The 26,776-nt window shown below is 71.7% G+C and carries 24 protein-coding genes and 1 pseudogene; 15 read left to right on the forward strand and 10 right to left on the reverse strand.

All coding sequences use genetic code 11. The features are described from left to right. The 4 genes from pgi to AC067M_RS18480 are packed head-to-tail and all read left to right on the forward strand — an operon-like array spanning position 1 to position 3,818. Entirely contained in the window at positions 1-1,662 is a 1,662-nt protein-coding gene (pgi, locus tag AC067M_RS18465) for a glucose-6-phosphate isomerase (protein ID WP_478698045.1), read from the forward strand. A gap of 2 nt (positions 1,663-1,664) precedes the next feature. Further along, positions 1,665-2,564 (forward strand): phosphogluconate dehydrogenase (NAD(+)-dependent, decarboxylating), encoded by a 900-nt coding sequence (gene gnd, locus AC067M_RS18470; RefSeq protein WP_478698046.1) that lies wholly within the window; start codon positions 1,665-1,667, stop codon positions 2,562-2,564. A 7-nt stretch (positions 2,565-2,571) separates the two neighbouring features. Further along, complete coding sequence (locus AC067M_RS18475; protein WP_478698047.1) at positions 2,572-3,159, forward strand: histidine phosphatase family protein; 588 nt, start codon at positions 2,572-2,574, stop codon at positions 3,157-3,159. A gap of 38 nt (positions 3,160-3,197) precedes the next feature. Continuing rightward, on the forward strand, positions 3,198-3,818 hold the full coding sequence (locus AC067M_RS18480) for a GyrI-like domain-containing protein (RefSeq protein ID WP_478698048.1): 621 nt from the start codon (positions 3,198-3,200) through the stop codon (positions 3,816-3,818). A 23-nt stretch (positions 3,819-3,841) separates the two neighbouring features. Here AC067M_RS18480 and AC067M_RS18485 read toward each other — a convergent pair whose 3' ends face one another. Then, positions 3,842-4,423 (reverse strand): hypothetical protein, encoded by a 582-nt coding sequence (locus tag AC067M_RS18485; protein ID WP_478698049.1) that lies wholly within the window; start codon positions 4,421-4,423, stop codon positions 3,842-3,844. A gap of 87 nt (positions 4,424-4,510) precedes the next feature. Here AC067M_RS18485 and AC067M_RS18490 point away from each other — a divergent pair, with 87 nt between their 5' ends. After that, a complete protein-coding gene (locus tag AC067M_RS18490) occupies positions 4,511-5,953 on the forward strand; it encodes a membrane-associated oxidoreductase (RefSeq protein ID WP_478698050.1) in 1,443 nt (480 codons plus the stop codon). A gap of 9 nt (positions 5,954-5,962) precedes the next feature. On the opposite strand, the gene AC067M_RS18495 is transcribed toward AC067M_RS18490, so the two are convergent. Then, positions 5,963-7,792 (reverse strand): bifunctional sugar phosphate isomerase/epimerase/4-hydroxyphenylpyruvate dioxygenase family protein, encoded by a 1,830-nt coding sequence (locus AC067M_RS18495; protein ID WP_478698051.1) that lies wholly within the window; start codon positions 7,790-7,792, stop codon positions 5,963-5,965. 24 nt (positions 7,793-7,816) lie between these two features. Then, positions 7,817-8,701, reverse strand: a complete 885-nt coding sequence (locus tag AC067M_RS18500; RefSeq protein WP_478698052.1) for a shikimate dehydrogenase — start codon at positions 8,699-8,701, stop codon at positions 7,817-7,819. 163 nt (positions 8,702-8,864) lie between these two features. Here AC067M_RS18500 and AC067M_RS18505 point away from each other — a divergent pair, with 163 nt between their 5' ends. After that, complete coding sequence (locus AC067M_RS18505) at positions 8,865-9,530, forward strand: TetR/AcrR family transcriptional regulator (RefSeq protein WP_478698053.1); 666 nt, start codon at positions 8,865-8,867, stop codon at positions 9,528-9,530. Positions 9,531-9,659: 129 nt separating this feature from the next. Next, positions 9,660-11,009 (forward strand): MFS transporter, encoded by a 1,350-nt coding sequence (locus tag AC067M_RS18510; RefSeq protein ID WP_478698054.1) that lies wholly within the window; start codon positions 9,660-9,662, stop codon positions 11,007-11,009. Between the two features lie 54 nt (positions 11,010-11,063). On the opposite strand, the gene AC067M_RS18515 is transcribed toward AC067M_RS18510, so the two are convergent. Next, a complete protein-coding gene (locus AC067M_RS18515; protein ID WP_478698055.1) occupies positions 11,064-11,474 on the reverse strand; it encodes a VOC family protein in 411 nt (136 codons plus the stop codon). A gap of 231 nt (positions 11,475-11,705) precedes the next feature. Between AC067M_RS18515 and AC067M_RS18520 the strand changes: the two genes are divergently transcribed. The 3 genes from AC067M_RS18520 (at position 11,706) to AC067M_RS18530 (ending at position 16,265) form a co-directional block, all read left to right on the forward strand. Beyond that, complete coding sequence (locus AC067M_RS18520) at positions 11,706-12,968, forward strand: glycosyltransferase (RefSeq protein ID WP_478698056.1); 1,263 nt, start codon at positions 11,706-11,708, stop codon at positions 12,966-12,968. Positions 12,969-13,093: 125 nt separating this feature from the next. Next, on the forward strand, positions 13,094-15,265 hold the full coding sequence (helR, locus tag AC067M_RS18525) for an RNA polymerase recycling motor ATPase HelR (protein WP_478698057.1): 2,172 nt from the start codon (positions 13,094-13,096) through the stop codon (positions 15,263-15,265). A gap of 76 nt (positions 15,266-15,341) precedes the next feature. Then, positions 15,342-16,265, forward strand: a complete 924-nt coding sequence (locus AC067M_RS18530) for a phosphotransferase family protein (protein ID WP_478698058.1) — start codon at positions 15,342-15,344, stop codon at positions 16,263-16,265. Between the two features lie 9 nt (positions 16,266-16,274). On the opposite strand, the gene AC067M_RS18535 is transcribed toward AC067M_RS18530, so the two are convergent. After that, positions 16,275-17,342 carry an N-acetylmuramoyl-L-alanine amidase gene (locus AC067M_RS18535; protein WP_478698059.1) on the reverse strand — a complete coding sequence of 356 codons (1,068 nt, stop codon included), beginning with the start codon at positions 17,340-17,342 and terminating at the stop codon, positions 16,275-16,277. Between the two features lie 241 nt (positions 17,343-17,583). Between AC067M_RS18535 and AC067M_RS18540 the strand changes: the two are divergent. After that, positions 17,584-17,791, forward strand: a pseudogene (locus tag AC067M_RS18540) (MFS transporter); the annotation flags it as partial. 14 nt (positions 17,792-17,805) lie between these two features. On the opposite strand, the gene AC067M_RS18545 reads toward AC067M_RS18540, so the two are convergent. Further along, positions 17,806-18,252 (reverse strand): PPOX class F420-dependent oxidoreductase, encoded by a 447-nt coding sequence (locus tag AC067M_RS18545; RefSeq protein ID WP_478698060.1) that lies wholly within the window; start codon positions 18,250-18,252, stop codon positions 17,806-17,808. 80 nt (positions 18,253-18,332) lie between these two features. Here AC067M_RS18545 and AC067M_RS18550 point away from each other — a divergent pair, with 80 nt between their 5' ends. The 3 genes from AC067M_RS18550 to AC067M_RS18560 all read left to right on the forward strand — a co-directional run bounded on the left by AC067M_RS18550 (position 18,333) and on the right by AC067M_RS18560 (position 21,576). Further along, positions 18,333-18,914 carry a TetR/AcrR family transcriptional regulator gene (locus tag AC067M_RS18550; RefSeq protein ID WP_478698061.1) on the forward strand — a complete coding sequence of 194 codons (582 nt, stop codon included), beginning with the start codon at positions 18,333-18,335 and terminating at the stop codon, positions 18,912-18,914. After that, positions 18,911-20,284, forward strand: coding sequence for an MFS transporter (locus tag AC067M_RS18555; protein ID WP_478698062.1), 1,374 nt, complete (start codon positions 18,911-18,913; stop codon positions 20,282-20,284). The genes AC067M_RS18550 and AC067M_RS18555 overlap by 4 nt, the downstream gene beginning before the upstream one ends. Positions 20,285-20,349: 65 nt before the next feature. Further along, complete coding sequence (locus AC067M_RS18560; RefSeq protein WP_478698063.1) at positions 20,350-21,576, forward strand: serine hydrolase domain-containing protein; 1,227 nt, start codon at positions 20,350-20,352, stop codon at positions 21,574-21,576. Positions 21,577-21,589: 13 nt separating this feature from the next. Here AC067M_RS18560 and AC067M_RS18565 read toward each other — a convergent pair whose 3' ends face one another. From AC067M_RS18565 to ribA, 4 genes are all read right to left on the reverse strand, one after another. Further along, the gene (locus tag AC067M_RS18565) at positions 21,590-22,744 is read right to left on the reverse strand and encodes a saccharopine dehydrogenase family protein (protein WP_478698064.1); all 1,155 of its coding nucleotides are present in this window, start codon (positions 22,742-22,744) and stop codon (positions 21,590-21,592) included. Next, the gene (locus AC067M_RS18570; RefSeq protein ID WP_478698065.1) at positions 22,737-23,807 is read right to left on the reverse strand and encodes a saccharopine dehydrogenase; all 1,071 of its coding nucleotides are present in this window, start codon (positions 23,805-23,807) and stop codon (positions 22,737-22,739) included. Before AC067M_RS18570 ends, AC067M_RS18565 begins: the two co-directional genes overlap by 8 nt. Then, positions 23,804-24,949, reverse strand: a complete 1,146-nt coding sequence (locus AC067M_RS18575; RefSeq protein WP_478698066.1) for an NAD(P)/FAD-dependent oxidoreductase — start codon at positions 24,947-24,949, stop codon at positions 23,804-23,806. The genes AC067M_RS18570 and AC067M_RS18575 overlap by 4 nt, the downstream gene beginning before the upstream one ends. Before the next feature lie 212 nt (positions 24,950-25,161). After that, positions 25,162-25,821, reverse strand: coding sequence for a GTP cyclohydrolase II (gene ribA / locus AC067M_RS18580; protein ID WP_393618450.1), 660 nt, complete (start codon positions 25,819-25,821; stop codon positions 25,162-25,164). A gap of 39 nt (positions 25,822-25,860) precedes the next feature. Between ribA and AC067M_RS18585 the strand changes: the two genes are divergently transcribed. Next, the gene (locus AC067M_RS18585) at positions 25,861-26,640 is read left to right on the forward strand and encodes a creatininase family protein (protein WP_478698067.1); all 780 of its coding nucleotides are present in this window, start codon (positions 25,861-25,863) and stop codon (positions 26,638-26,640) included. Positions 26,641-26,776: the final 136 nt, after the last annotated feature.

Raw genomic sequence — 26,776 nt, forward strand, 5'->3', positions numbered from 1 at the left:
ATGGCTGAGACGCCTGTGAACCCCCTGCTCACCCGGCGGCCCGAGTGGACCGCCCTGGAGGACCACCGCGCCGAGTGGAACGCGCATCTGCGGGATCTGTTCGCGGCGGACCCGGGGCGTGCCGAACGGTACGTGGTGCGCGTCGGTGACCTGCGCATCGACTACTCCAAGCACCTCGTCACCGACGAGACGCTCGCCATGCTCCAGGAACTGGCCACCGCCACCGACGTGTTCGGGCTGCGCGACGCCATGTTCCGTGGCGAGAGGATCAACACCACCGAGGACCGCGCCGTGCTGCACACCGCGCTGCGCGCCGCGCGTGAGGCGGTGATCGAGGTCGACGGCGAGAACGTGGTCCCCAAGGTCCACGCGGTGCTCGACAAGATGAGCGAGTTCGCGCAGCGGGTCCGCTCCGGCGAGTGGACCGGCCACACGGGCCGCCGGATCCGCAACGTCGTCAACATCGGCATCGGCGGCTCCGACCTGGGCCCGGCGATGGCGTACGAGGCGCTGCGGGCGTACACCGACCGGTCGTTGACGTTCCGGTTCGTCTCGAACGTGGACGGCGCCGACCTCCACGAGGCTGTTCGGGACCTGGACCCGGCGGAGACGCTGTTCATCGTCGCCTCCAAGACCTTCACCACGATCGAGACGATCACCAACGCCACCTCGGCCCGCGCCTGGCTGCTGAACGGCCCCGACGGCCTCGGCGAGGAGAAGGCGGTCGCCAAGCACTTCGTGGCGCTGTCGACGAACGCCGAGAAGGTCGCCGGGTTCGGCATCGACGTGGACAACATGTTCGAGTTCTGGGACTGGGTCGGCGGCCGTTACTCCTACGACTCCGCCATCGGCCTGTCCCTGATGATCGCCATCGGCCCGGACCGCTTCCGTGAGATGCTCGACGGCTTCCGCATCGTCGACGAGCACTTCCTGAACGCCCGCGCCGAGGCCAACGCCCCCTTGCTGCTGGGCTTGTTGGGCGTCTGGTACGACAACTTCTTCGACGCGCAGACGCACGCCGTACTGCCCTACAGCCACTACCTGTCCAAGTTCACCGCCTACCTCCAGCAGCTGGACATGGAGTCCAACGGCAAGTCGGTGGACCGTGACGGCAACCCGGTGCAGTGGCAGACCGGTCCGGTGGTGTGGGGCACGCCCGGCACCAACGGGCAGCACGCCTACTATCAGTTGATCCACCAGGGCACGAAGCTCATCCCGGCCGACCTGATCGGCTTCGCGCGTCCCGTCGCCGACCTGAGCGACGAACTGGGGGCGCAGCACGACCTGTTGATGGCCAACCTGTTCGCGCAGGGGCAGGCGCTCGCGTTCGGCAAGACCGCCGACGAGGTGCGCGCGGAGGGTGTGGCCGAGGAGCAGGTCGCGCACCGCACCTTCAAGGGCAACCACCCGACGACCACGATCCTCGCGCGCGAGCTGACCCCGTCGGTCCTCGGCCAGCTCATCGCCCTTTACGAGCACAAGGTGTTCGTGCAGGGCGCGATCTGGAACATCGACTCCTTCGACCAGTGGGGCGTGGAGCTCGGGAAGGTCCTCGCCAAGCGGGTCGAACCCGCGCTCACCGACGGCGCCGACGTCCCCGGCCTGGACTCCTCCACCACCGCCCTCGTGGCCGCCTACCGTGAACTGAAGGAAGTGCACTGATCATGCAGATCGGACTCATCGGCCTCGGCAAGATGGGCGGCAACATGCGCGAGCGGATCCGCCGCGCCGGCCACACCGTCATCGGCTACGACCGCAACCCCGAGCTCTCCGACGTGGCCAGCCTCGCCGAACTGGTCGACAAGCTCGAAGCCCCGCGTGTGGTCTGGGTGATGGTCCCGGCCGGCGCCGCGACCCAGTCCGTCGTCGACGAGCTCGGCGGCCTGCTCCAGCCCGGCGACACCGTCGTCGACGGCGGCAACTCCCGCTGGACGGACGACGAGAAGCACGCCGAGGAGCTCGGTGCCCGGGGCGTCGGCTTCGTGGACGCGGGCGTCTCCGGCGGTGTGTGGGGCCTGCAGAACGGCTACGCCCTCATGGTCGGCGGCGACAAGGAGCACGTCGACCGCCTCCGGCCGATCTTCGAGGCGCTCAAGCCGGAGGGCCCGTACGGCTACGTCCACGCGGGCAAGGTCGGCGCCGGGCACTTCTCGAAGATGGTCCACAACGGCATCGAGTACGCCATGATGCAGGCGTACGCCGAGGGCTGGGAGCTGCTGGAGAAGATCGACTCCGTGACCGACGTGCGCGAGGTGTTCCGCTCCTGGCAGGACGGCACGGTCATCCGTTCCTGGCTGCTCGACCTCGCGGTCAACGCCCTCGACCAGGACGAGCACCTGGAGCAGCTGCGCGGGTTCGCGCAGGACTCCGGTGAGGGCCGCTGGACGGTGGAGGCCGCCATCGACAACGCGGTGCCGCTGCCGGCGATCACGGCGTCCCTGTTCGCGCGGTTCGCCTCCCGTCAGGACGACTCCCCGCAGATGAAGATGGTCGCGGCGCTGCGCAACCAGTTCGGCGGTCACGCCGTCGAGTCGACGAAGTCCACGAACTCGGCGAAGGAGTAGTCCGGCCGTGGGGGATCTTCTTCTGGTCCGCCACGGTGAGACGGAGTGGAGCGTGTCGGGACAGCACACCAGCTGGACCGACCTGCCCCTCACCCAGCACGGCGAGGAACAGGCCAAGTCCCTCGCTCCACTTCTGTCCGCCCGGACCTTCGCCCTGACACTCACCAGCCCGCTGCACCGCGCGGTCCGCACCGCCGAGCTCGCGGGCCTCACCGATGCCGTACCCGAACCCGGCCTGCACGAGTGGGACTACGGCGGCTACGAGGGCATCACCACGGTCGACATCCACCGCACCCGCCCCGACTGGGACCTGTGGATCGACGGCACCCCGCCCGGCCCGGACGGCCACCCCGGCGAGTCACCGGAGGAGGTCGGACTGCGCGCCGACCGCGTGCTGTCCCGCGTCGAGTCGGCGCTCGAGGACGGCGACGTCGTCCTGGTCGCCCACGGCCACTTCCTCAGGGTCCTGACGGCCCGCCGCCTCGGACTCCCGCCCGCCGAGGGCCGGTTGTTCCAGCTGGCGACCGCCACGGTCAGCCGCCTGTCGACGGAACACGGGCGGCCCGTGATCGCGGAGTGGAACACGCCCGCCTGAGGGGCGGCGCCACGGTAGGTTGCTCCAAGGAGGCCCTCATGCAGCCACTTGATCTGGTGAAGGAACTCAAGGACGCCTATCGGCCCCCGGTGGGCAGGGCGGTGCTCGCGCGGATCCCGGACCTCAACTACCTGATGATCGACGGCAAGGGCGACCCCAACACGTCCGACGACTACCGCGCGGCGGTCGAGGCGCTGTACACGGCGTCGTATGCCCTGAAGTTCACGATCAAACGGGGCGCGTCCGGGCTCGACTACAAGGTCATGCCGTTGGAGGGCCTGTGGTGGGTGCCGGACATGGCCGAGTTCTCCGTCGAGCGCAAGCAGGACTGGCAGTGGACGATGATGATCGCCCAACCGCCTGCCGTGACAGCGGAGTTGGTGACGGAGACACTCGGCACCGAAAAGCTCCGCAAGAAGGCCGAGGCGCTCCCCCGGCTCCGGTTCTCGCCGTTCGCCGAAGGGCTCGTGGCCCAGATCATGCACGTGGGTCCGTACGCGGCCGAGGCACCGACGGTCGCCGCCCTGCACGGCTTCATCGCCGAACAGGGATACGCACTGTCCGGCAAGCACCACGAGATCTACCTCCGCGACCCCCGGCGCACCGCACCCGAACGGCTCAGGACGGTGATCCGGCAGCCGGTCGGGGACACGGTGTGACCATCAGCCGCTGAACGACGGGCTCAGCGCGCCAAGACGCGCCACCTCCCCGACGAGGACAAGGTCACGTATCCGTGCCGCGGGAGCCGCAGGCTGCCGCTCTGGTCGACGGCCGAGGTGAGACGGACGAGCTGTTCGCCGCCGTCGGCCGGGGTGTAGGTGAGCGTTCCCGGGACGTCGACGAAGTCGTAGCGCAGGACCGGGGCGTACTCGTAGTACGGCTTGGGTGCGAAGTAGCCGAAGGTCCCGGTGCCCTTCACCTCGGTGGCCTCGGCGGGGAGCGGCGGTACGGCGTCGGCCTCCACCACCCGCAGCTTCCAGCCGCTGAAGCCGCCGGCGCCCTCCCGGTAGCGGATGCGGCGGACTCCGACGGCGTCGCAGTCGGCGGGCAGCACGAGGTGTGAGGGGCCGCGTCGGCGGATTCTGGCGAGGGGTTTTCTGACGCGCTGTCGGTACGAACTCGTCCGTATCGCGACCAGTTCGAAGTCGGACGTGATGCCCCCGCGGAACTCCACCGGGACGGGCGTACCGGTTCCGGCTCCGGGGATGTCGACGGTCCGGTCACGCCACCCCGACCAGGCACCGCCCCGCGTGTCCTCGCCCATCGGTCCTCCTCCTGACGGCCGTCGTCCGTGACAGGTGGGACATCGTGGCATTGACAGCCGTAGGCGGTCACGTCAGAGTCCCCGCTGATGGAGATCAACGAGCTGACACCGGCCGAACAGCGCCTCTGGCGGGCCTTCGCCACCGGTGCCGAGGTGGACTTCCGTGATGGTAGCCACGAGTGGGGCGCTGAGCGGACCGTCCGGGCGCAGGTGTTGCGGGCACTGCTGCTCAACGGGCCCCATGAACCGGGGGAGATAGCGGCCCTCAAGATCAGGGGAGCCCTCGTCACGGGCTCGTTGGAGCTGAGGTACGCGGCGGTGGACAGCGTGATCCACCTGACCCACTGCCGTTTCGAGGCCGCCCCCGACTTCATCGGTGCCCACCTGCGCTACCTCAGCCTGCGCGACTCCGAGATGCCCGGCCTGTCGGTGACCCGGGCCCGGATCGACGGCAGCCTGCGGCTGACGCGGTGCCGGTTCGGCGGGCCGGTGCGGCTGGACGGGGCACAGATCGCGGGCGCGCTGTTCCTGGAGGGTGTGGAGGTCGACGTGGAGGCGCCCACCCATCCCGTGCTCCAGCTCAACCAGATCACCGTCGACGACGACCTGTGCGCCCGGGGTCTGCGCGCGCACGGTCTGATCCGGCTCGACGGCGCCGGCGTGGCCGGCTCGCTCGACCTGGAGGACGCCGAGTTGAGCAACCCCGGCGCCCAGGTGCTCGATGCGGAGGCCGTCGAGATCGGTGCCAACCTGCTGGGCCGACGGCTGCGCGCCCAGGGCCGGATCGACCTGCGCGGCGCCCGGATACCGGGCCGCGTGGATCTGCTGGACGCCCACCTGTCCAACCCCGGCGGCACCGCCCTGCGGGCCAGCAGTTGTGTGATCGGCGAGTTCTGGCTGCGCCGGGGCCCTCGGGTCGAGGGGCTGCTGAACCTGCGCCGGTCCGAGATCAACCAGCTCGACGTGGAGCCGGAGATGCTGCCCGACCAGGTGCGGCTGCTCGACCTCACCTACACCTTCCTCACCCCGCACGAGCCCGCCGAACGCCGGCTGCCGATGCTGGAGCGCGACGGCGAGGGGTTCGACCCGCACGCCTACGAGCAGTTGACGACCGCGTACCGCCGGATCGGCGACGACCAGGCCGCCCGGCTCGTCCAACTCGCCAAGCAGCGCCGCCGCCGGTCCACGCTCCCCTGGTACGGCCGCGTGTGGGGCCACCTCCAGGACGCGGCCGTCGGCTACGGTTTCCGCCCGCTGCGCGCCGCCGTCTGGCTGCTGTCCCTGCTCGCCGTCGGCTCGGTCGCGTACGCCACGCACCACCCGCCCGCGCTCAAGGCGTCCGAGGCGCCCCGCTTCGACCCGGTCTTCTACACCCTCGACCTGCTGCTGCCGGTGATCTCCTTCGGGCAGGAGTCCGCGTTCGCCCCGACCGGCTGGTACCAGACGCTGTCGTACGTCCTCATCGTCACCGGCTGGATCCTGGCCACGACGGTCGTCGCGGGCGTGACCAGGACCGTCAGCCGGCAGTGAGGCGGCGGGTCAGCGGGCCGCGTGCTGGGCGGCCAGTCTCACCTGTGCGTTCGCGGCGCCGTAGCCCTGGTAGCCGCCGTCGCGCTGGACGAGTTCGAAAAAGACCCTGCCGACGGTGTGGGTGTAGCAGTGCCGGAACACACCCCGTGCGTCCCGGTCGTAGAGGATGCCGAGTTCGCGATACGTCTCCAGCTCGCCCTCGGCGAACTCGAAGCGGGCCGCGAGGTCGTCGTAGTAGTTGGCGGGGATCGACAGCAGGCGGCCACCGGCCCCGGTGAAGCGGCGGGCCGCGGCGACCACGTCGTCGGTGGCCAGCGCGATGTGCCGGGCCTGCGCGGTGTCGTCACCGGGCGAGGCGCCGACCGTGAGCGGGATCCGGACGCTGCCGTCGGCGTTGGTGACCGCGCGGCTGCGCAGCAGACCGTACGGGTCGGCGACGTCCACGCTCTCCTGGGCGTCGAGGCCGAGGACGCCGCGGTGGAAGAGGACGGCTTCGTCGTAGTGGTGCCAGGGCTGGGTGAGGGAGAGGTGGTCGATCCGGACCGTACCCCCGACGACCGCGGGAGCCCGCGTGACGTCCTCGAAGTCCGCCCGCCAGTTCGGCAACCCCGGCCGGCCCGTCGCGCACAGGAAGAGCTCCGTGCCGTCGGGGGCGGCGACGGCGTCGAGCGGGGCGTCCTCGGGGGCGCGGCGGCGCGGCAGGACGGGGGCGAGCAGGGCCTCGGCGCGGCGGGCGGCGGCGGACGGGTCCGGTGACTCCAGGCCGATCGCGGCGAGGCAGGTGCCGTCGATGGGGGTCCCCCCGCTCGAGCGACACCGCGAGTGAGGGACGGCGGCCGGGCCGGTGTTGACCAGGACCCGGGCCTCGCCCTGCTCCCACAGCTCGACGGGCTTGCCACGGTGGCGGGCGGTGCGGGTGAGGCCGAGCGCGGTGAGGAGGGCGGAGACGGGTGCGGCGTCGGGCGTGACCAGCTCGACGAAGGCGATGCCGGTGGGGGCGGTGGGCGCGGGCAGGGCGGCGAGACCGACCTCCTCCCCGAGCACGAGCAGTGAACGGCGGGCGTCCACGGCGGTCGGGCCGGCCTCGGCCTGCCGGAACACGTCGTTGAAGACCTCCAGGGAGAGCGGCCCGTCGTAGCCGGCGCGCAGCACGTGTCGTACGAGCCCGGCGACGTCGAAGCCGCCCTGGCCGGGGAAGCATCGGTGGTGCCGGCTCCACTGCAGGACGTCCATGGCGAGCAGCGGGGCGTCGGCCAGCTGGAGGAAGAAGATCTTCTCGCCGGGGATGTCCTCGATGCCCGCGAGGTTTTCCGGGTCGGAGGTCCGGGACAGGATGTGGAAGCTGTCCAGGCAGGTGCCGAGCGCCGGGTGGTCTGCGGTGTCGACGATGCGCCAGGCGTGGTCGTACGTGCTGACGTGGCGTCCCCAGGCGAGCGCCTCGTATGCGACGCGGACGCCGAACTCCTGCGCCAGGTCGGCGAGTCGGCTCAGCTGCTCGGCGGCGAGCGCGTCGTCGTCGACGGCGCGCGGATGGACGCTGGAGCAGACGAGGACGGTGTCCGCGCCGAGCCTGCCCATGAGCTCGAACTTGTGGCGGGCGCGGCGCAGGTTGCGGGCGAACTCGTCGGCGGGCACGGCCTCGATGTCCCGCATCGGCTGGTACAGGTCGATGCCGAGGCCGAGGTCGGCGCAGCGGACGCGGATCTCCTCCGGGGTGAGGGGGCTCGCGAGCAGGTCGTTCTCGAAGATCTCGACACCGTCGAAGCCGGCCCGGGCGGCCGCGGTGAGCTTCTCGGTGAGGGATCCGCTCAGGGAGACGGTGGCGATGGACGTGCGCACCTCGGTACCTCTCTGTCCTGGTCTCTATTTGGGGGCCTTCACGGCCCCGGCCAGCTCGGCGAACACGGCGAGCATCCGTGCGCTGTCGGGTTCCCGGCCGGTGAACAGACGGAACGCGTCGACGGCCTGGAAGACGGCCATGCCGCCACCGTCGAGGGTGGCGCAGCCCAGCGCGCCGGCGGTGCGCAGCAGCTCGGTCTCCAGCGGCCGGTAGACCACGTCGGCGACCCACAGCCGGGGGTGCAGCAGCTCGGCGGGCAGGGGCAGTCCGGGGTGGGCGGCCATGCCCGTGGGGGTCGCGTTGACGAGGCCGCCGACGCCGTGGGACTCGGCGAGGAGGCGGGGCAGGTGGTCCAGGGCCGCGGCGGCCGCCCGGTCCGCGCCGAAGCTCCGGTTCAGGGACGCGGCGAGGGCGGCGGCCCGCTCGGGCAGCGCGTCGACGACGGTGACCCGTTCGGCGCCGAGGGTGAGCGTGGCGTGCGCGACGGCCGCGCCCGCGCCGCCGGCGCCCAGCTGCACGACCCGCTCCAGCGGTACGTCGGGCAGGCCGCGCGCGAAGGAGGCGGCGAAGCCGGTGACGTCGGTGTTGTGGCCGACCGCGCGTCCGCCGTCGAAGACGACGGTGTTGACCGCGCCGAGCGCCTCGGCCTGCGGGGAGAGCGCGTCGAGATGCGGGACGACCAGCTGCTTGCAGGGGTGGGTGATGTTCAGCCCGTCGAAGCCCAGGTCCCGGGCGGCCCGCACCAGGTCGCCCACCGCCTCGGGCGGGACCCCGAGCGTGTCGATGTCGATCAGCCGGTAGAGGTAGCGCAGGCCCTGCCGGTCCGCCTCGCGCTGATGCAGCGCCGGGCTCAGGGAGGGGCCGATACCGGAGCCGATCAGCCCGACGAGATACGAGTCCTTGGGCACATGGCCTCCCGAGCCGCTCAACAATGTACGAACTGGTGAGTTAGTCATAGCAGCCGGAACGCGCTCCTGGGAACCCCTCTCCGGGTGACGCACACGTGCCGGGCCTCCCCCACGGCCGGGCTTCTACAATCACCGGCACAGGCCCTACGCCCGAAGGAACCCGATGACCAGCGTCGACGAACCGGCAGCATCGAACGGGCGCATCCGTGACGCCGCCCGCACCCAGGCCGAGATCCTCGACGTCGCCACGCAGGAGTTCGCCCGGGCCGGCTACGACGGGGCCCGCATGGACGAGATCGCCGCCCGCACCCGCACCACCAAGCGGATGATCTACTACTACTTCGGCGGCAAGGAACAGCTGTTCACGGCCGTCCTGGAGCGGGCGTACGGCGTGATCCGCGAGGCCGAGCAGAGCCTCGACGTCGACCACCTCGACCCCGTCGCGGCCATCCGGCGCCTGGCCGAGCTCACCTTCGACCACCATGAGCGGCACCCTGACTTCATCCGCCTGGTCAGCATCGAGAACATCCACGGCGCGGAGCACATCGCGGCCTCCGAGAAGCTCGGCAGGATCGGCTCGCCCGCACTCGACGTGATCCGCCGGATCCTGGCGTCGGGCCGGGAGTCCGGCCTGTTCACGGCCGACGTCGACGCCGTCGACCTGCACGCGATGATCAGCTCGTTCTGCTTCTTCCGGGTCGCCAACCGGCACACCTTCGGCGCGCTGTTCGGCCGTGACCTGGTGGACCCGGCCCAGCGCGAGCACTACCGCGCCATGCTGGGCGACATGGTGATCGCCTACCTGACGGCCGAGCGCTCAGCGCAGTGAGCGCGCCGTGCGCGACCTCTTGACACCCGGGGAAACGACGGCGCACCATCCCACCCACCGCGACTAACTACCCAGTGGGTTAATTAGCCGAGATCCGGCACCTCCCCCTCCGCTCACAAGGAGCACGCCGTGTCCGTCCCCGCCGCATCCCCGCCCACGGGCCAGCCGAAGAAAGCCGCCACGGCGGCCTGGATCGGCAGCGCCCTGGAGTACTACGACTTCTTCGTCTACGGCAGTGCCGCCGCGCTGATCTTCCCCGAGATCTTCTTCGACGAGTCCGACCCGGCGACCGCCACCCTGCTGTCGCTGGCCACCTTCGGGGTCGCGTACGCCGCCCGTCCCGTCGGCGCCCTGTTCCTCGGGCACTTCGGCGACCGGGCCGGCCGTAAGAAGATCATGGTCTTCACGCTGATCCTCATGGGGCTGTCGACCTTCCTCATCGGCTGTCTGCCCACACGCGCCCAGGCCGGCACCCTCGCTCCCGCCCTGCTGGTCCTGTGTCGTGTGCTGCAGGGGATCTCGGCAGCGGGCGAGCAGGCCAGCGCCAACTCCATGACCCTGGAACACGCGCCACCGCACCGGCGCGGCTTCTTCACCAGCTTCACGCTCAGCGGCACCCAGGGCGGACAGCTCCTCGCCACGCTGGTCTTCATCCCGGTCGCCGCGCTCCCCGACGACCAACTGCTGTCCTGGGGCTGGCGGATCCCGTTCTGGCTGAGCGTCGCCGTCGCGGTCGTGGGCTACGTCATCCGGCGCACCCTGGAGGAGACCCCGGTCTTCGCCGAGCAGCAGGCCTCGGGCAAGGGCGTCGCCAAGCTGCCGCTGGCGGTGCTGCTGCGCGAGCACTGGGCGGATGTGCTGCGGGTGATCGCGGGGGCGCTCATCGCCTCGGTCAGCACGATCTTCACGGTGTGGGCGCTGGCGTACGCGACGAGCGACTCCGTCGGGATGAGCCGCTCCTCGATGCTGTGGGTGGGCGCGCTGGCCAATCTCGTCGCGCTGGCAGCGATCCCCCTGTGGGCCACGCTGTCGGACCGCGTCGGCCGGCGTCCGGTGTACCTGATCGGCGCCGCGGGCAGCGCGGTGGCGATGTTCGCCTACCTCTGGGCGATCTCGACCGGCTCCTACCCCCTGACCCTCCTGCTGGGCCTCGTCGCCTTCGGTGTCGTCTACAGCGCCGCGAACGGCGTGTGGCCCTCCTTCTACGGCGAGATGTTCCCGACCCGCGTTCGGCTGTCCGGCATGGCCGTCGGCACGCAGATCGGCTTCGCCGTCGCCGGCTTCGCGGTCACCTTCGCCGCGCAGATCGCCGGCCCGGACGGCGACGACTGGTCGGCGGTGGGCCTGTTCACCGCGGCCCTGTGCGTCCCGCCGGTCGTCGCCGCGCTGTCGGCCCGCGAGACCGCGACGGTACCGACGGAGCGACTCGGCGAGGGGGCACGGCGGGAGGAGTCCCAGGCGGAGACGGTGACGGCCTGACCGCTCCACGAACGAAGCCTTGGCGCCGGGGGTTCCCCACCCCTCGGCGCCCGCCTACTGGTTGGACCAGCCCCGTCGGCACAGCACCAGCCTGTACCCGTCGGGGTCCTCGATCGTCACACCCCACTCGTTCCAGTACGGGTTGGGCGACTCGACCCGCTTCCCGCCGTGCTCCTCGAGGCGGGCCACCAGATCCTCCGGCACGGGCCCGTCGACGTACACGACGAGGAGATCCTCCTCGGTGGGCCGGGGTTCGACGGGGTGGGCCGCCTCGTGCACGAGTTCCAGATGCCAGTCGGCGTCCGGCCACCCCACCATGAGCAGATCGTGCTCCCCGGGCTCCGCCCCGCCCTCGGCCCGCCATACGACCCCCAGCCCCAGCCCCTCCACCCAGAACCGCTCGGCCGCGGCGAGGTCGCGGGAAGGACGGGCGACGCGGATGTGACTGCGACCGTCGACGGGCATGAGGGCCTCTCCTCTTCGTCCAGGGCGTTGCCCGGTCAGCGTAGGCTCGGGAGAGGCCGCAGACATCGGCCGTTGGTCGTGGGACGACATCGGGCGTTGGTCGTGGGGCCGGGGGCCTAAGACTGGGGAGGGGAAAGGGGAGTACCCACTCCTTTCCACTCTCAACGTATAGCGCACCGGGGGGCTTGCGGCAAGACCCCCGTCGTGCCGCAGAATTGCCCGCCTGAAGTCATGACCTGCGGAAACGGGAGTCGCTCAGTGCGTGTGTTGTTGTCGACGTATGGGTCGCGAGGGGACGTCGAACCACTAGTGGGGCTCGCGGTGAGGTTACGGGAACGCGGTGCGGAGGTGCGGGTGTGCGCGCCACCGGATGAGGACTTCGCGCAGCGGTTGGGTGGTGTGGGCGTGCCACTGGTGCCCGTCAGCCGGTCGGCGCGGGCGTGGACGAAGGAGGCACCGCAGGCGTCGGGCCTGCCCCAGCGCGCGGCCGAGGTGATCGCCGGGCAGTTCGACGCGGTCACCGCGGCGGCCGCGGGATGCGACGTGCTGGTGGCGACCGGGATGATGCCGGCCGCGGCCGGTGCGCTGTCGGTGGCCGAGATGCTGGGCATCCGCTCCGTGTCCGTGACCTTCCAGCAGCTGACGCTGCCGGCGCCGCACCGTCGGCCGCTGGCGTATCAGGGGCGGCCGTTCCCGCCTGAGGTGACCGACAACCGGGTGCTGTGGGACCTGGACGCCGAGAGTATCGACGCGTTGTTCGGCGAGGCGCTCAACACGAACCGGGCGGCGGTCGGCCTGCCCCCCGTGGACCACGTCCGCGCATACGTCATCGGCGACCGGCCGTGGCTGGCGACCGACCCGGTCCTGGACCCGTGGCGGGAGACGCCGGACCTCGACGTCGTCCAGACCGGCGCGTGGACCCTGCCGGACGAGCGCCCGCTCCCGGCCGAGTTGGCTGCGTTCCTGGACGCCGGCGCGCCACCGGTGTACGTGGGCTTCGGCAGTATGCCGATGCACGCCTCGACGGACGTCGCACAGGTGGCCATCGAGGCGGTCCGCGCACAGGGCCGCCGCATCGTCGTCGGGAGCGGCTGGGCCGACCTTGCCCTGGTCGACGGTCAGGACGACTGCTTCGCCGTCGACGAGGCCAACCATCAGGCGCTGTTCCGCCGGGTGGCCGCGGTCGTGCACCACGGCGGCGCGGGCACCACGACAACGGCGACCGGGGCCGGCGCGCCTCAGGTGGTGGTCCCCCAGTCGGCGGACCAGCCGTACTGGGCAGGCCGGGTGGCCGACCTGGGCATCGGCGCGGCACACGACGGGCCGACCCCGACCTTCGCGTCCCTGTCGGCGGCGCTCGCGACAGCCTTGACCCCCGAGACCCGCGCGCGAGCGAGGGCGGTCGCCGACGAGATCCGCACCGACGGCGCGGCGGTGGCCGCCGAGTTGCTGTTCGACATGGTCGGACGGGAGAAGCCGCCCGTGCCCGCGTGAACCGCCCGGGATCGCCGAAACGGACCGATCCGACCCGACCCAGACCGGACCGCACCGGCGCCGGAGCCGGATGTCCTGCCGTGCGCCACGGCCGCAACAGCGGCCTCATCATCGGAGCTGATGACGTGACCCCCCTGCCCACCAGTGCCTTCGACCTCCCCGACCGCCTCTCCCCCAAGGCCGACCCGAAGCTGATCGCCGGCGACGAGCAGCACTTCGCGGCCATCGCGGAGTGTCTCGAGCAGTCGATCGCCGAACTGTCCGACCGCCTCGACGCGGAGCGCAGGGCGCCCGGCGGCCTGGGCCGGCAGGCGATGGACCGGGACACGGAGATCCACCGGCTGACCGCGCGGCTGCGCGCGCTGCGCCGCTTCGGTCTGGACCTGTGTCTCGGGCACATGGTCGGCGCGGACGACGCCGAGCCCGTGTACGTAGGGCGGCTCGGCCTGACGGACAGCGAGGGCCGCCGACTGCTGGTCGACTGGCGCTCCCCAGCGGCCGAGCCGTTCTTCGGAGCCACCCACGCCAACCCGATGGGCCTGGCGAGCCGCCGCAGGTACCGCTGGACCCGCGGCCGCATCAGCGACTACTGGGACGAGGTGTTCACCTCGGACGGGGTCGTCGGGCACGCCGCGCTCGACGACCAGTCCGCCTTCATCGCCAGCCTGGGCAGCGACCGTTCGCCACGGATGCGTGACGTGCTCGGCACCATCCAGGCCGACCAGGACGCCATCATCCGCGCGGGCTCCCGCGGCGCTCTCGTTGTCGACGGCGGTCCCGGTACGGGGAAGACCGTCGTCGCCCTGCACCGTTCCGCCTATCTCCTCCACTCCGAGCCGCGTCTCGGTCACCGCCGGGGTGGTGTGCTGTTCGTCGGTCCGCACCGGCCCTACCTGGCCTACGTCGCCGACGTCCTCCCCAGCCTCGGCGAGGAGGGCGTGCAGACCTGCACCCTGCGGGACCTCGTGGCCGAGGGAGCCGCGGCGACGGTCGAGGCCGACCCGGAGGTGGCCCGCCTGAAGTCGTCCGCGGACCTGGTGAAGGCGATCGAGAGGGCCGTCGCGTTCTACGAGGAGCCGCCCGCCAAGGGGATGACGGTCACGACCCACTGGTCCGACGTGCGGCTGACCGCCGACGACTGGGCTGTGGCGTTCGAGGCGGCGGAGCCGGGCACCCCGCACAACGAGGCGCGCGAACAGGTCTGGGAGGAACTGCTGACCATCCTGATGGACAAGCACGACGGCGACGCCCCGCCCGCCCTGCTGCGAAAGTCGCTGCTGCAGAACAGGGAACTGGCGGCGGCGTTCCACCGCGCGTGGCCGCTGCTCGAAGCGGCCGACCTGGTCGGAGACCTGTGGACGGTGCCCGCCTACCTGCGGATGTGCGCTCCCTGGCTCGGGCCCGACGAGGTGTCGCTGCTGCAGCGCCCGCAGGCCCAGGCCTGGACGGTGTCAGACCTGCCGCTGCTGGACGCGGCTCGGCAGCGGCTCGGCGACCCGGAGGCGGCGAGGCGCACGCGCCGGCACAAGGCCGTCCTCGCCGCCCAGCGCGAGCGCATGGACCAGGTCGTCGACAACCTGATCCGGGCCGTGGCCGACTCCGGCGCCGACGGAGACGACGGCGAAGGCCTGGTGACGATGCTGCGCGGCGAGGACGCCAAGGTCAGTCTGGTCGACGACGCCGAACTGCCCGTCGCCGACCCGGACCTGCTCGCCGGCCCGTTCGCGCACGTCGTGGTGGACGAGGCGCAGGAACTGACCGACGCGGAGTGGCAGATGCTGCTGCTGCGGTGCCCGTCCCGCAGCTTCACGATCGTCGGGGACCGCGCGCAGGCCAGGCACGGCTTCACGGAGTCGTGGCGGGAACGGCTGAAGCGGGTCGGGCTCGACCGGATCAACCTGACCTCACTGAGCGTCAACTACCGTACGCCGGAGGAGATCATGGCGGAGGCCGAGCCGGTCATCCGGGCCGTGCTCCCGGACGCCAACGTGCCGGCCTCCATCCGCAGCAGCGGGGTCCCCGTCCTCCACGGCTCCGCCTCGGATCTGAACTCGGTCCTCGACACCTGGCTCGCCGCGCACGCCGAGGGGATCGCCTGTGTCATCGGCGATCCCACGTTCCGGCCGGCGACGTCCCGCGTCCGCTCGCTGACCCCGCAGCTGACGAAGGGCCTCGAGTTCGACCTGGTCGTCCTCATCGACCCGGAGGAGTTCGGCAAGGGCGTCGAAGGGGCGGTCGACCGGTATGTCGCGATGACCCGCGCGACCCGGCAACTGGTCGTCCTCAGCAGCTCCTGACGTCGCGCACGCGTACGCGCACTGAACGTCAGAAATACGTTGCCCTCCGACAACCAGTCGTCCTACGGTCTCGATCATGCTGCCTCCGGTGGAAACAGACGAAGAGTGGGACGCGGTCGTTCCCGACGAGACGGTGATGCGGGCGGGGGCGGAGGACCTCTGCGGGCGCCTCGGTCTGGCGGGCGCACCGCTGACCCGCTTCCCGGACGGGTCGCAGCCGGTCTACGCCGTCGGTGACGACCTCGTCCTCAAACTGTTCCCCGGAACCGCCGCGCGGGACGGCCTCGCCGAAGGCCGTGTGCTGTCCCATCTCCACGGTCTGCTGCCGGTGCCGACGCCACGGGTGGAGGACTTCGGGGCGTACGAGAACGGCTGGCGGTACGTCCTGATGTCGCGGCTTCCCGGCGAGAACCTCGCCCACGCCTGGAAGCGCGTACCGCAGGCCGACCGTGAACGGCTCGTCGCCGACATCGGCCGGCTTCTCGCCGTACTCCACTCCCTTGACCCCACTCCGCTGGAGGACGTGCTGGGGCCCGGCAGCTGGGGCGCCTTCACGGACCGCCGTCGCCGAGAAGCCGTGGAACGGCAGCGCGGACACGGGCTGCCGGCCGTCTGGCTGGAGCAGATCCCGGAGTTCCTCGCCGCGGTCCCCCTGCCGCCCGCTCCGCGCCGCTCCCTGCTGCACACCGAGATCATGCGGCAGCACTTCCTCGTCGACCCCGACGGGTGGCGTCTGACGGGGCTCTTCGACTTCGAGCCGGCCATGATCGGCGACCGCGCGTACGACTTCGTCGGGGTCGGCCTGTTCGTCACCCGGGGCGACCCGAAACTGATGGGCCGCCTCGCCAACGCGTACGGACACGCCTTCGAGCCGAGGGTGCTGCTCGCGTACACGCTGCTGCACGTGTACAGCAACCTCCCTTGGTACATGCGGGAACTGGGCACCCCCACCGAGGAAACACTGCTCGCGCTGGCCCGGACGTGGTTCCGCACGGCGTGACCGCGATGGTCAGCCCTCCTTCCAGACCAGGACCTTCAGCACCGCGCTGGTGACCCGCACCGGCACCGTCTCGAAGGCCTTCAGCCGGATGCGCATCTGGCGGCCGGAGCCGATGCGACCGGTGATCGGTAAGGTGCCGAACGTCTCGCCGGCGGTGCCGATGAGTTCGCCGATGGGATGGTCGGTGACGTACCCGCCGGTGGAGTCGACCTCCGACTGGCGGATCTGAAGGACACGGCCGGCCGCGAGGCCAAAGACGCGCAGGTTGATCGCGCCGGTGAAGCGGGCCGGGCCGCGGACGAAGACGGAGCCGTCGTTGGCGTGGCCGCCGGGCTCGTCGGTCCACTCGGCGGTGAACTCGATGGCGTCCCAGTCGCCGCCGGGCCTGAGCGCGAAGGGCGCGTCGATGCCGAGGTTGACGTAGAGGGGCATGGGGTCCTCCTTCTCCCAGTGGCCCGCCGGCAGTGCCAGGCAGTCGGCCAGATCACGGCGGAAGTCCTTCATGGCGAAGCCGCGTGGGTCGGGCTTCCAGTCGCTCCACTCCAGGTGGCCGATCGCGCTCTTGTGGCTCCAGCCGTGGGCGCGGCAGATCGCGGCGTCGGCCTTGACCATCGCGACGTACTGCACGCGCGGCCACGGGTCCTTGCCGGTGCCGAGGTTCTCGCACTCGAAGCCGTAGAAGTGGCGGTTGCCGTCGACCGCGCCGCCGGAGCCCTCGTGCTGGTGGGGTGCGGGCGGGCGGTCGCCGTACGACTCCGCGCGCACGGCGGCGAGTACGGCCCCGTCGCCGCCGCCGGCGTGGTTGGCGCGGCCGTTGCCGACGAGGTGGACGACGCCGTCCTTGGTGATGCAGCCGGTGGCCAGCGGGCCGGGCAGGTCGCTGCGGCCGTCGTAGATGAGGTCGACGACGTCGACTCCGGGCCCGGTAGCGGTGTGGTGGTCCATCACGCCGTACACCGGGCCCCAGGCGCCCACACCGTTGCGGTTGTGGGTCCGCCAGCTGCGGACCTCGTGCACGGTGCAGCCTTCGGCGAGCAGTGCGGCGAGCAGTCTGGCAGCGCTGAGCGGTGTGGCCATCGGGCCTCCGATCCCTCTCCTCGTCCCCGTCGGTCTCCTCGTCCCCCGTCGTCCCCGTGGCCCCGGTCACCCCGGTCGCCCCGTCATCTCGCCTTACGCAGCGTAGGGCGGCCGGGCAGGGTCGGCTGGAGGAATCCAAGCCATCACGGCGGAGGGTCGCCCGCGTACTGGGCGTACGTGGGCGATCCGAACCGCGCGGCGAGCGCGCGTGCCGGGCGTCGCAGCGCAGGCGGGACTTTCCGAGGCGGGCGGCGAACGCGCGGAGCCCGCGCAGGCGATGCTGGTCACGCTGTGGAACGTGGCGATGGCCGGCGGCGGAGCGGTCGGCGGAATCCTCCTCGGCCAGGTCGGCGCGACCGCGTTCCCATGGAGCGTGCTCGTGCTGCTCCTGCCGGTCCTCGCAGGTGACGGGCGCGCGCAGGCACGGCTTCCCGGCACCGGTGTCGTGACACCGGCGGCCCGGTCAGGCCTGGGCGCCCTTGGGGATGCCGTACGCCCGCTCCACCCGCAGCCGCACCACCAGACGGCGGTCCTTGACCATGGCGGCCCGGAAGTCGTCCCAGTCGGGGTGCTCGCCGAGGACGTCGCGGTAGAGGCGGACCAGTTCCTCGACGGTCTCGTCGTACGGGTCCTTCGCGACGGGCGTGAGGTCGGCCGTGCCCTCGACGACCGTGTAGGCACGGTGGCCGGGGGTGGTCACGTGGTACGACGCCCGCGGGTCCCGGCGCAGGTTGCGAGTCTTGGCGCGGTCGTCGGTGACGGAGATCCGGACGATCCCCTCCTCCGGGTCGTAGTGGTGGCTCACGTTCGACAGTTGGGGGCGGCCGTCGCGTTTGAGGGTGACCAGCACCCCGGTGCGGCCCTCGGAGAGCAGCGCGAGCAGTGCGTTCTGGTTCGCGTCCTGAGTCATGCCTGCAACAACCCGTCCCGCCGAGCCGCGATTCCCCAAGGGAGTAGACACTGTCCACCCGCCGCTGGTAGACAGTGTCTATGACCTCATCCGAACCAGGGCTGCGCGCCCGGCTCGTCGACGTCGGCGTGGACCTGGTGACCCGCGAAGGCGCCCAGGCCCTGACCCTGCGGGAGATCGCCCGGCGGGCCGGTGTCTCGCACGGCGCGCCCCGCCGGCATTTCCCCACCCACCTGGAACTGCTGTCGGCCATCGCGCGCCGCGGCTTCGCCGACCTGGGCCGGCGGGCCGCGGCGGCGGTCGGCGACGGTACGGCGACTGCGCGCACGCAGTTGACGGAGCTCGGGCGGGTGTACCTGGAGTTCGCGCTCGGCAACACCGGAATGTACGAGCTGATGTTCCGTCATGACCTGCTGGAGAGCGGCCATCTGGGGCTGCGCGACACCAGTCTTCCGCTCTTCGGGGTGCTGGTGGAGCTGGTCGGACGGGCCCGTCCCGACGTGGACGCCCGGGCCGTCGCGGGCGCGCTGTGGGCGAACCTGCACGGCATCGCCCAGCTGTGGGGCTGGGGCAGCCTCCAACTGGCCACCGGCGCCGAGGACTTCGTACCGCTGCTGCGGACGGCCCTGGACGCGCACCTCGGGCCGGAGGACGGTCGGTGAACCGCGCGCTGACGTTGACGAGCAGCGTGGCCGGAGCAGTGATCGTCGCCCTGGACGGCACGGTGCTCGTCGTCGCGCAGCCCACCCTGCGGCACGACCTGGACGCCTCCCTCACCCAGGTCCAGTGGACCAGCACCGGGTATCTCATCGCGGTGGCGGGCCTGTTGGTGTTCGCGGGCCGGCTCGGCGACCGGTACGGGCACGACCTGACCTTCGGTGTCGGCATGGTCGGCTTCGGGCTCGCCTCGGCGGGGATCGGGCTCGCCCCCGGGGTCGGCTGGGTGATCGGACTGCGGGTCGTGCAGGGCGTGTTCGGCGCGCTGTCGCAGCCGGCCACGCTCGGGATGCTGCGGGCCGCATACCCGCCGGAGCAGCTGCGGCGGCCCCTCGCCGTGCGGACCGCCGGCATCGGTGTGGCGGCCGCCATGGGGCCGGTCGTCGGTGGAGCCCTGGTGACGGGCTTCGGGTGGCGGGCGGTGTTCTTCCTCACCGTGGTACCGGCCCTGGTGCTCGGCGTGCTCGCCCTCACCGTCAGGAACGCGCCGAAGCCCGCCGGCAGCGGGGCGCCCCGTCTGGACCTGCCCGGTGCCGTGCTCCTCACGCTCTGCCTCGCCTGTCTGGTGCACACCCTCGTCGCGCTCCCGGCGTCCGGGCGGCCTCCGGCCGGCGGGCTCGGCCTGGCCGTGGCCGTGGTCGCCGGTGTCGTCCTCGTCCGGCACGAGCGGCGTACCGTGAGCCCGCTCGTGCCGTCGGACGTCGTCGGCGTACCGGACGTGAGTGCGGCGCTCGGGGTGCTGGTCGCCGCGTCGGCCGCCCTGAACGGCACGCTGTTCGCGTGCGTCCACGTCATGCAGGGCGAGCTGGGCCTCGACGCGTTCCACAGCGCCCTGGTCAGCGTGCCGCTGGCCGCGCTGATGGTGGTCGCGGCGGCGGCCTGTCCGGTGCTGCTGCGCCGGGCCGGTGCCCGTCGTACGACGGTGGGGGCGACGGTCGTGCTCGCGCTCGGCGTCCTGGTGCTCGCCCGGGCGGCGCACGTGCCCGCGCTGTGCGCCGGTTTCGCGCTGCTGGGCGCCGGGTTCGGCACCGTGATGGTGGCGGCCACCCATGTCGTCGTACGGCGGGCTCCCGTGGAGTCGGCCGGGGTGGCGGGCGGGTTGCAGCAGACCGCGATGAACGTCGGGCCGGTGCTGGGCGTGGCCATGGCGGCCCTGCTCATGGGGCTCGGCACGGCTCGCTTGCCTCTGCTCGCCCTGGCCGCCGTGGCCCTGGTCGGGGCGGCGGCCGGGTGCGCGCTGCCGGGGCGCGCTGTCGCGACGATCACACATCACGGCGATGTGGGGGACCGCTCAGGTGTTCCTGCGGGACGATGAGTCTGAGGCCGTCCGGGCGGGGTATGCCCGAGCGCACCTCGACGAACGCAACGGAGGAAAGAGCGATGGCACAGCTGCGACAAGAGGTCGACCCGAGCGAGGTCGGGCTGGACGCGAGGGCGCTGGGCCGCCTCGACCGGTACGTCGCCCGCCTCGTCGACGAGGGGCGGCTGCCCGGTTTCCTCACGGCGGTCTCCCGCGGCGGCCGCGTGGCCCACCTCACCACGTACGGTCGTCGTGACGTCACTGCCGGTCTCCCGGTCGAGTCCGACACCTTGTACCGCATCTACTCCATGACCAAGCCGGTCACGTCCGTCGCCGCGCTGATGCTGGTGGAGGAGGGCGCGCTGTCGCTCGACGACCCGGTCTCCGACCATCTTCCGGCCTTCTCCGACCAGCGGGTGTACGTCGACGGCTCGGGTGCCGGGATGCGGACCCGCCCGGTCGAACAGCCCATACTCGTGCGGCACCTGATGACCCACACCGCGGGTCTGACCTTCGCCTTCTACCACTGCCACCCCGTGGACGCCCTCTACCGCGAGGCCGGTCTGGAGTCGGCGGTGCTGCCGGGCTCGGACCTGGCCGGGACCGTCGAGGCGTACGCGCGACTGCCGTTGCAGTTCGAGCCGGGGACGCAGTGGAACTACTCGGTGGCCACCAACGTCCTGGGCCGGGTCATCGAGGTCGTCTCCGGCAAGCCGCTGGACGTGTTCCTCGCCGAGCGGATTTTCGGCCCGCTCGGCATGACCGACGCCGGGTTCCAGGTCACGGACGAACAGGCCGGGCGGCTGGCCGAGTTGTACGGCGACACCGACAGCGGCATCGAACCGATCGCGGGGCTCCCGCTGTTCGGTCGCCCCCGGTTCCTGTCGGGCAGCGGCGGCATGGTGGCGACCGCCCACGACATGCACCGGTTCATGGAGCTGCTGCGGCGGCGCGGCGAACTCGACGGCATCCGTCTGCTCGCCACCGAGACCGTGGACCTGATGACGAGCAACCACCTGCCCGGCGGCGCCGACCTGCGCGAGGTCGGCAGCCGCCCCGCCCACGACGAACCCGGCAACGACGGCGTCGGCTTCGGCCTCGGTGTCTCCGTGGTGATCGACCCGGAGCGCACCCAGGCCCCGTCCGGCCTCGGCACCTACGGCTGGAGCGGGGTGGCCACGACGACGTTCTGGGTCGACCCCGGCCGTGATCTGACCTTCCAGTTCCTGACGCAGCTGCGACCGAGGAAGTCGCTCAAGCTCTATCCCGAGCTCAAGCGACTGCTGCACGAGGCGATCACGGACTGACCCCGGCCCGAGGTCACTCCTGGGCGCTCAGAGTGAACTCCACTCCCTCCCGGGCGAGTTCACCGAGCCACTCCTGCGACCGGGCCGCCGTCTCGGCGGCGCGGCTCAGCCCGGGTGGCAGGGAGCCGTCGAGGATGTGGCGGACCCCCAGGGCGAGGGTGCGGGAGACACAGCGGGCCATGGCGCTCTCCTGCGCGTCGCCCTCCAGGTCCAGGAGGTAACTTCCGGACCATGTACGGTCGTTGGCAGCCCGCACGTCCAGCGACACCGCGAGCACCACACGGTCGCGGTCGGCGTCCGTGGTGGGGTGGGTGTCCGCCAGCTCCCGTGCCAGTGCGGCGATCCGGGCGTCGTCGCCCGCCTTGAGCTGCTCGAACACCGCCTCCCAGGCCCGCAGCCAGCCGTCCAGGCGCAGGGTGCCGCGTACGAAGTGCGACGGCTTCCACGCGGAGGGCAGTTCGTACTGGGCGACGAACGGCACGCTGTCACGGTTGGGGTAGACCTCGAAGGTCTCGCCGCCGACGACGTGCGGGCGGGTGGCCTCCCAGGGCCGCTCCGCGACGGTCTCGGCACCGTCCTCGATGTAACGGGCGGACGAACGCAGGGCGTTGAGGACACCGAGGGGTGCCCAGCTGAACCGGTAGCGGAAGTCGTTGGGGACGGCCGGGATGCCCCCGCAGTACGAGGTGAGCTCGTACGACGCCGCCGTGCCGTCTCCGATCGCCTCCCGGGCGCGGGCGACGAGGCTGTGCGCGAAGAGGTGGTCGATGCCCGGGTCGAGCCCGGCCTCGGTCAGCACGACGACCCCGGCCGCCATGGCCTCGGGCACCTGCTCGACGACGGCGTCCGAAACGTAGCTGGAGCAGGCGAAGTGGGCCCGCCGCCGCACACACGCCGCCAGCAGCGACGCGTGCTCCGGGGCGGGCAGCATCGACACGACGACGTCCCCGGGAGCCAGCTCCGCGGTCAGCGCGTCGAGCGTGTACGCGCGGGGCTCGGCGCGGCCGGTGAGGCCCAGCCGGCCGAGGGCCTCGGCCGCGCGCTCCTCGGTGCGGTGCCACAGCCGTACGCGCGCGGTGTCGGCGCACAGCGCGGAAAGGCCGCTGCCGGTGGACAGTCCGGCGCCGATCCAGTGGACGGTGCCGCTCGCGGGAACCGGCTCAGTCATTGCGGAACTCCCCTTGCTCGATGCCGAGTTCACGGCAGGCCTGGTGGAACCGGTCCAGACAGCGCCCCCATGGGCCGCCGGTGGTGAAGTCGAGCAGCTGGAGCAGCAGGGCCGCCGAGAAGTCGACGCTGGACTCGCGGGGCAGGAGGGAGGGCAGGTTGTCGATGGCGATCAGGTCGAGCGGGGGTTCCTTGCGCAGCCGCCGTACCGGGTCCGTCCACTCGGTGGTGCGGTCGTAGACCGGCAGGACGTTGAGGGGCGAGCCGACGTCGCAGGTGACGTCGGAGAGGGTGCGCAGTCGACGGGCGGGGTCGTCGAGGTCCTGTTCGCGGACGAAGGGCGGCACCGGGGTGGTGGCGAGGACGCAGTTGACCAGGGCGTCGTGGTCCAGCAGGGCGCGGCGGTCCAGGGCGCGGGTCTCGGCCAGATCCCAGCAGGTGGGCTCGATCCCGGCAGCGTGGAACGCGACCCGCGCCCCGCGGCCGCTGCGGCCCAGGGCGCCGATCACGAGCGCGGTGAAGTCCGCATCCCCAGCGTCCCCGGCAGCCGCGCGCAGCGTGTCGTCCAGCTCGTCCTTGTCGGTGGGCCGCAGCGGCGCCACGAGACGGCCGCGGTGCTGGAGCACGGCCAGGGCGGCGCCCAGATAGCCGGCCCAGAAGCCGAAGGCGGCGAGCCGGCGACCCTCGTCGTCGACCAGGTACTCCAGGTCGAGCAGCGCCCCTCCCCCGGCGGCGAACCGGCGCAGCAGCTCGGCGGCTCCGGGCTGCCGCTTGTAGGCGTGCCCGAAGAAGATGTGGCGGTGCGTCAGTTCAGCGGGGTTCTCGGGGAGTTCCTTCAGGCCGAGGACGACGGCGGCGCGCGGCGCCGACACCCACGAGCCCGCGGGGGCGACACGGCAGCCGACCGCCTCGTACTCCTCCACGGGGAAGATCCGCTGCGGGGACTCCTCGACGGTCAGAGCCACTCCGGCCTCCACGAGCCGCCGGGCGTCGGAGGGGACGATCGGGGTGCGCCGCTCGGTGGTGCGGACCTCGTGGCGCAGCCACAGATGGAGTTCCGTCATACGCAGTTGACCTCCGGACGCGGGGCGTCGGCCGCGAACCGGCCGGCGCTCAGGGGGCTGACGTCCACGAAGGGTACGCGGCCCAGGTACAGGTCGCGGATCACCTCGCCGACGGCCGGTCCCTGGAGGAAGCCGTGCCCGGAGAAGCCGGTGGCATACAGAAAACGGGATACCGAAGTCGCCTCGCCGATCAGTGCGTTGTGGTCCGGGGTGACCTCGTACAGGCCCGCCCAGCCGCCGGTGCGGCGCGTGTCGAGCAGGGCGGGGGCGCGGCGCTGCATGGCAGCGGCCAGTCGGGGGATCCAGCGGTCGTGGGCGTCGGTGGCGAAGCCGGGCCGTTCGTCGGGGTCGGACATGCCGACGAGGAGACCGGGTCCCTCCGCGTGGAAGTAGAGGCTGCTGGCGAAGTCGATGGTCATGGGCAGCTCGGGCGGCAGTCCGGCCACTGCTTCGGTGACCGCGATCTGCCGGCGCAGCGGCTGCACCGGCAGATCCACGCCGACCATGGCGCCGATCGCCCGGGACCAGGCGCCGGCCGCGCAGATCACCGTGTTCGTGGCGATCCGGCCGAGGGTGGTCACGACGGCGGTGATGGTGTCGCCTCGCAACTCGATGCCGGTGACGGCGGTGTGGCGCAGGATCTGCACGTCGCGTCCGCGGGCGGCGGCCGCGTAGCCGTGGACGACGGCTTCGGGCGTGCAGTGGCCGTCGTCCGGCGAGTAGGCGGCCGCGAGGAGGCCGTCGGTGCTGATCAGCGGGGAGAGGCGGCGGGCCTCGGCCGGGGTGATCATGCGGCTGGGCACGCCGAGGGAGTTCTGCAGCGCGACGCCCGCCTCGAAGGCGGCCACCTCCTCGGGCGTCGACAGCAGGAACAGATAGCCGACCCGGCGCAGACCGATGTCCTGTCCGAACTCCTCGCCGAACCGGCCGAACGCCTCCAGGCTGCGCGCCCCGAGCTGGATGTTGAGTGCGTCGGAGAACTGCGCCCGCACCCCGCCCGCGGCCTTCGAGGTGGACCCGGCGGCCAGTTCGTCGCGTTCGACGAGAACGACGTCACGGACGCCCGCGGCGGCCAGGTGGTGGGCGATGCTGGTGCCCATCACACCACCGCCGATGACGACGACCGAGGCATGTGTGTTCACTCGGGCGGCCCTCCTTTTTTTGTGGCTCGGTTCGCCTCCGGGGCGCCTGTTGCCGGTGTCGAGAGGCCGACCGTGCTCAGCCCTTCGGGCCTCCGCGCGGTCGGCCTCTCGACACCGGCGTGCCCCTTCGGCTCACTCGCCTGTACGGCGAGCGGCGCCGGCCATGGTGCCGGGGCCGGAAACGTACTTCCAGGAAACCGCCCGCACCCGGGTCAGGACCAGTGCGCCACCGCGTCCAGGTGGGGCAGGTGGTGGTCGAGGCGCTCCCGCTTGGTCCTGAGGTAGGTGATGTTGCTCTCGCACGGCGGTATGAGCAGCGGAACCTGCTCGGCGACCTGGATGCCGTTCTGCGTCAGCGCGTCGCGCTTGCGCGGGTTGTTCGACATCAGACGCACGGACCGAACGCCCAGGTCCTTCAGCATCTCCGCGGCGACGCCGTAGTCGCGGGCGTCCACCGGCAGGCCCAGGGCGAGGTTGGCCTCGACGGTGTCCAGACCCTCCGCCTGCAGGGCCATCGCGCGCAGCTTGGCGAGCAGGCCGATGCCGCGCCCTTCATGCCCTCTGAGGTAGACGACGATCCCGCTGCCCTCGGCGACGACCGCACGCAGCGCCGAGGCCAACTGGTCGCCGCACTCGCAGTGCTGGGAGCCGAAGGCGTCACCGGTCAGGCACTCGGAGTGCAGCCGGGTCAGGACGCCGTCCGTGCCGATGTCGCCGTAGACCAGGGCCACCTGTTCGTCGCCGCGGTCGTGGTCGAGGTAACCGACCGCCTGGAATTGCCCGTAGACGGTGGGCAGTGGGGCATTCACGACGCGTTCCACACCCGTGCGCTGCGGTGACTTCTTGCCGAGTACACCAATTTTTTCTGTCATGATCTGGGTTCCTAAGCAGAGACGAAAGGCCGTGAAGAGATGAGTGGTTCGGGCATAGGGTCGGAGGCGTACGGTCTGGTGCCGGCGGACACTACCGAAGACGTACGGACGCGAGGCGCGGTCGTCTCAACGCAGGTCGCGATCCTTCCGGTCGGAAGCTTCGAACAGCACGGCCCGTATCTGCCGCTGGCCACCGACACGCTCGTGGCCTGTGCCATCGCCCGGGAGATCGCCGCCACGTATCCCGTGCACCTCCTTCCTCCGGTGACCATCGGCTGCTCGCACGAGCACGCGGACTGGCCGGGAACCGTCAGCATCTCCTCCGTGACCCTTCACGCGGTGGTACAGGACATCGCGGCGTCGCTGCGCCGCTCGGGCGTCGAGGCCCTGGTGGTCGTCAACGGGCACGGCGGCAACTACGTCCTGGGCAACGTGGTCCAGGAGGCCTCCGCGCGCGGTGAGCGGATGGCGCTCTTCCCGGCCCCGGAGGACTGGGAGGCGGCGCGGGAGCGGGCCGGGGTGGTGACCTCGCTGCTCACCGACATGCACGCCGGGGAGATCGAGACCTCCATCCTTCTGCACGCCCACCCCGAATTGATCCGGCCCGGCTACGAGTCCGCCGATTTCGTCGCGGACGACCGCCGTCATCTCCTCACCGTGGGAATGTCCGCCTATACCGATTCGGGCGTCATCGGCCGTCCCTCCCTCGGTTCCGCGGAAAAGGGGAAGGAACTGCTGGCGAGCTTCGCGGATTCCTTCAACTCGTATTTCTCGCTGCTGACTTCGGCGGACGAGTCGACGGACACCGGGCGGGCGTAGGCACCGCCCCGGGCCGCCGCCGAGCGAGGTTCCGGGACCGACACGACGGCCCCGGACCCGGCGGCGGACACGTCGGCCTCCGGCAGGGCCGGTACGGCGACCACGGACCCGGCGGATCCGGCATCCGCCGACCCGG

It is taken from the genome of Streptomyces sp. NPDC043427 (assembly GCF_056436655.1).

What these genes read in the sequence shown, in the direction of transcription:
- pgi (WP_478698045.1), top strand. Translation starts at nt 1, where the DNA reads ATGGCTGAGACGCCTGTGAACCCCCTGCTCACCCGGCGGCCCGAGTGG.
- gnd (WP_478698046.1), top strand. Translation starts at nt 1,665, where the DNA reads ATGCAGATCGGACTCATCGGCCTCGGCAAGATGGGCGGCAACATGCGC.
- AC067M_RS18480 (WP_478698048.1), top strand. Translation starts at nt 3,198, where the DNA reads ATGCAGCCACTTGATCTGGTGAAGGAACTCAAGGACGCCTATCGGCCC.
- AC067M_RS18485 (WP_478698049.1), bottom strand. Translation starts at nt 4,423, where the DNA reads ATGGGCGAGGACACGCGGGGCGGTGCCTGGTCGGGGTGGCGTGACCGG.
- AC067M_RS18490 (WP_478698050.1), top strand. Translation starts at nt 4,511, where the DNA reads ATGGAGATCAACGAGCTGACACCGGCCGAACAGCGCCTCTGGCGGGCC.
- AC067M_RS18505 (WP_478698053.1), top strand. Translation starts at nt 8,865, where the DNA reads ATGACCAGCGTCGACGAACCGGCAGCATCGAACGGGCGCATCCGTGAC.
- AC067M_RS18515 (WP_478698055.1), bottom strand. Translation starts at nt 11,474, where the DNA reads ATGCCCGTCGACGGTCGCAGTCACATCCGCGTCGCCCGTCCTTCCCGC.
- AC067M_RS18520 (WP_478698056.1), top strand. Translation starts at nt 11,706, where the DNA reads ATGACCTGCGGAAACGGGAGTCGCTCAGTGCGTGTGTTGTTGTCGACG.
- AC067M_RS18530 (WP_478698058.1), top strand. Translation starts at nt 15,342, where the DNA reads ATGCTGCCTCCGGTGGAAACAGACGAAGAGTGGGACGCGGTCGTTCCC.
- AC067M_RS18535 (WP_478698059.1), bottom strand. Translation starts at nt 17,342, where the DNA reads ATGGCCACACCGCTCAGCGCTGCCAGACTGCTCGCCGCACTGCTCGCC.
- AC067M_RS18545 (WP_478698060.1), bottom strand. Translation starts at nt 18,252, where the DNA reads ATGACTCAGGACGCGAACCAGAACGCACTGCTCGCGCTGCTCTCCGAG.
- AC067M_RS18550 (WP_478698061.1), top strand. Translation starts at nt 18,333, where the DNA reads ATGACCTCATCCGAACCAGGGCTGCGCGCCCGGCTCGTCGACGTCGGC.
- AC067M_RS18560 (WP_478698063.1), top strand. Translation starts at nt 20,350, where the DNA reads ATGGCACAGCTGCGACAAGAGGTCGACCCGAGCGAGGTCGGGCTGGAC.
- AC067M_RS18565 (WP_478698064.1), bottom strand. Translation starts at nt 22,744, where the DNA reads ATGACTGAGCCGGTTCCCGCGAGCGGCACCGTCCACTGGATCGGCGCC.
- AC067M_RS18570 (WP_478698065.1), bottom strand. Translation starts at nt 23,807, where the DNA reads ATGACGGAACTCCATCTGTGGCTGCGCCACGAGGTCCGCACCACCGAG.
- ribA (WP_393618450.1), bottom strand. Translation starts at nt 25,821, where the DNA reads ATGACAGAAAAAATTGGTGTACTCGGCAAGAAGTCACCGCAGCGCACG.
- AC067M_RS18585 (WP_478698067.1), top strand. Translation starts at nt 25,861, where the DNA reads ATGAGTGGTTCGGGCATAGGGTCGGAGGCGTACGGTCTGGTGCCGGCG.